The organism is Mycobacterium sp. TH-M82 (assembly GCF_057473605.1).
On record NZ_JBYCKY010000331.1, the window covers coordinates 1 to 3,504 of the forward strand.

Annotated in this window: 2 protein-coding genes and 1 pseudogene; all 3 read right to left on the bottom strand. The window is 67.4% G+C overall.

Going from position 1 to position 3,504, the window contains the following annotated elements:
* Nucleotides 1–1,573: pseudogene (locus AC2VON_RS10390) on the bottom strand (3-oxoacyl-ACP synthase); the annotation flags it as partial.
* A 354-nt stretch (nt 1,574–1,927) separates the two neighbouring features.
* Entirely contained in the window at nt 1,928–2,650 is a 723-nt protein-coding gene (locus tag AC2VON_RS10395) for a DUF1906 domain-containing protein (RefSeq protein ID WP_486952883.1), read from the bottom strand.
* A 132-nt stretch (nt 2,651–2,782) separates the two neighbouring features.
* The coding region (locus AC2VON_RS10400) for an amidohydrolase family protein (protein WP_486952884.1) at nt 2,783–3,504 on the bottom strand (722 nt) is incomplete at its 5' end.

Genomic DNA, 3,504 nt, shown 5'->3' on the forward strand with positions numbered 1-3,504 from the left:
GGTCGGGGATGCCGGCGCTGACCACCAGCCCATCGATCGGCGCACCGGATTGGCGGGCCTTTTGCACCAGCCGCTTGCCACCGACCTGCAGCTTCCACAGGTACGGGTCGAGGAACAGCGCGTTGAACTCGAAGGTGCGGCCCGGTTCGAGCAGCCCGGTCAGCTCCGCGATGCGAGCGGTGAAGATCTCCTCGGTAACCTGCCCGCCGCCGGCCAGCTCGGTCCAGTGTCCGGCATTGGCGGCGGCAGCGACGATCTTGGCGTCGACGGTGGTCGGGGTCATTCCGGCCAGCAGGATCGGGGATCGGCCGGTGAGGCGGGTGAATTTGGTGGCAAGCTTGACCCGGCCGTCGGGCAACCGCACCAACGACGGGAGGTAACTCGACCAGGGCCGGGCCACCTCGGGGGTCGCCCCTGCGGTGAACAGGTTGCGCTGACCGCCGCGGGTGGCCACCGGCACAATGCCGACACCGAGGCCGCGGATCACCGGCGCCGTCAGCCGGGTCAGGATGTCACCGGGGCCGAGGTCGAGGATCCAGCGTGCGCCGGCCCGGTGCAGGTCGGTGACCTCGTCCACCCAGTCCACCGGACGCACCAGGAGGGCCTCGGCCATCTTCCGGGCCAACTCGACACCGGCAGCGTCAAAGCCCACCCGCTGTGCCCAGTCGCCCACCATGTCGATGCCGCCGGCCAGCCGCGGTGTGTGAAAGCCCACCTCCACCCGCACCGGATCGAAGACCGGTGCGAACACCGCGCCGCCGCGGACCTTGCTCGTGCGCTCGGCGGCCTCCCGCTTGGCGATCTGCTCGCAGTACAGCTCGAAGCGGGACAGTTGTTCGGGGGTTCCGGTGATGACGGCCGCGCGCCGGCCGTTACGGATGGACAGCACCGGCGGCAGCACGGCAGGGACGTCGGAGGCGAATTCTGCGAGCAGGCCGCGGATGCGCTCCGGGTCGGCGTTGGTCACAGACACCATCGGCGGGCGATCACCCAGGATCGAGATTCCGCGGCGGCGGGCCACCAGGGTCCCGGCCGCACCGACAAGCTGTGCGATCGCAAGCAGCTGGGCATCGGCGGTTCCGTGGGTCTTGAGGGACTCGACGGCAAGCACGCCCTGCGAGTGCCCCGCGACAGCGACCGGGAGCGTTGCCGACAGATCCAGGCCCTGACGCGCCAGTGCGCGCACGGCCGCGATCTGGGTAAGCAGCACACCCGGCACCGACACCGCGGCCGACGTCAGCTGGTCGACAGACGGCACCGGATCTCCGGCTGCCAGAGCTTGGACCCAGCGCAGCGGCTCGAACCCGATCGGGCGGGCGACCACCAGCTCCTTGGCGATCGGCTCCAGCGCCAGGCTCGCCTCGCCGGCCAGCGTCGCCAACTCGGCCTCGATACCGGCCGAGGACACCAGTTCCTCGCAGGTCTGGAGCCAGGCGCTGCCCTGACCGCCGAACGCCACCGCGAACGGTTCGCCGGCGGTAAGACGATCCACGAGCGCCGCCGAGTCACGGCTGCGCGGCGCGACGCCGTCATCGCCGTCAGCGGAGATCTGGTCGTGGTCATGGATCGTCACGGTAAAGATCACCCCTGGTTGGTCTGTCTCGCGTCTGCCTGCTGCGCCGTCGATCGCGCCCGCAGTAAGAGTGTCATAAGAAGCTGTGCCGTTTCTGCAGCAAAACGGTTACTGGTGAGTTCTACGCTCGGGTAACCCGGGCCGTCGGTAACACTCTGGTCGACGGCACGCGACGGCGCCCCGGACAAACGTCCTGCATGCAGGTGGTTACGCTCGGGTAGCCACAACGACGCAGATCAAGGCAGTATTGTTATTGGATTGTTATCAACGTTCCGGCCCATGGTCCGGCTGGACTAGCAGCTGTCCCAGTGCGTCAGCAGGGGCCGTCGGCAGTCGTTCGGCAGTCTCCGCGCTTCAGGCCCACTGCCCGAACTGAGGCTGGAGAATCTGGTTGACATCCACGCCGACGCCGCCGACTTTGCGCTTGTCGATCTCCACTTGATGCAGGTTCGCCGCCGGATGGGTGAAACCTTCGGGCGAACCCCAATTGTGCTGCCAGAAATAGGAACCCAGGCCGTCCTGCAACGCCCAGTCGATGACCTTGGAGTTGGCGTACACACCGACGCGCTGGTGGCCCAGCACCGACTCCCAGCCGTGCAGGTATGGGGCCACCTGTTGTCGGTACTGCTCTACAGACGGGTCGTCATCGATCGAGGCATAGATGGGCGCGCCGCCCGGTCCCCCGGCGGCGGTGTGCAACTGCCAGCCGCGCTGCGCGTGCTCGACACCGGCGCTTTCGCCACCCAGCCAGTCGGCGGTGCTCTGCTTGCCGTACTGGTAGCAGGAGACGATCGCGAGGCCGTTGCTGTGCAGGTCACGCGCCTCGGCCAGCTGGATCGGCTTGCCGAGCATCCAGGCAGCGCCGGGCCGGCGGTCGGACACGTAGCGGATCGCCCCCGCTGCGCCGGCAGCCCTGATGTCGGCCGCGGGGAGCACCCCGCCGGCGTAGTCCAGCAAGACGCCGAGCGGAGCCGCCGAGGCGCTCGCCGGGCGTAACCAGGCCGCCGCCATAGCGAGGCCGACCGCAGCCGGGGCCGTGGCGGCAACCTTGAGGACATCGCGCCGAGAAACCAACACGTGCCACAGGATACGCCAAATACACCACGGGTAACTGCCGTAACCCGCAAACACCTCGCGAGCATGCAGAAAGTCGCACTCTCGACGTCCCCGGAGTGCGACTTTGCGCATGCTCGCCGGAAAAGGGCGGACCTACTTGGAGCTGGCGGCCGCCAGCTTGGCCAGATCGGCGGCGGTCATCCGGGACCGGTGGTCGTCACCGTCGCGGCGCTGTGACTTAAGCGAGACATCGTGGCCCTCGACTGATTTCCGCAGCGCCCCGACCGTACAGTTCGGCTTGCCGCCCAACGCCGTGAACGGGTCGTAGTGAAAGTGTCGCATGGCGTTGCCGTGCGTGATCCGGTCGATGTCGGTATCGCCGACCCCGGCCATCGAGTCGGCGAACACCTCTGGCGACAACGGCCAGTTGGAGTCGGAATGCGGGTAGTCGCACTCCCAGGTGACCATGTCCAGATCCAGCGCGCCACGGCTGGCCATCCCGAACTTGTCATCGATGAAGCAGGTGATGACGTGCTCGTTGAACACCTCGCTGGGCAGTTTGTCACCGAAGTCCTGACCGGTCCAGGCGTGGTGGCGATCGTAGTTGTAGTCGATTCGCTCCAGGAAGTAGGGGATCCAGCCGATGCCGCCCTCCGACAGGGCCACCTTGAGATCGGGGAATTTGCGGAGCATCTTCGACCACACCAGATCGGCCGCGGCCTGCACGATGTTCATCGGCTGCAGGGTGATCATCACGTCCATCGGCGCATCGGGCGCTGTGATGGTCAGCTGCGACGACGACCCGATGTGCATGCACACCACCACCGACTCCTCGCTGCACGCCCGCCACACCGGGTCCCAGTGATCGGAGTGAA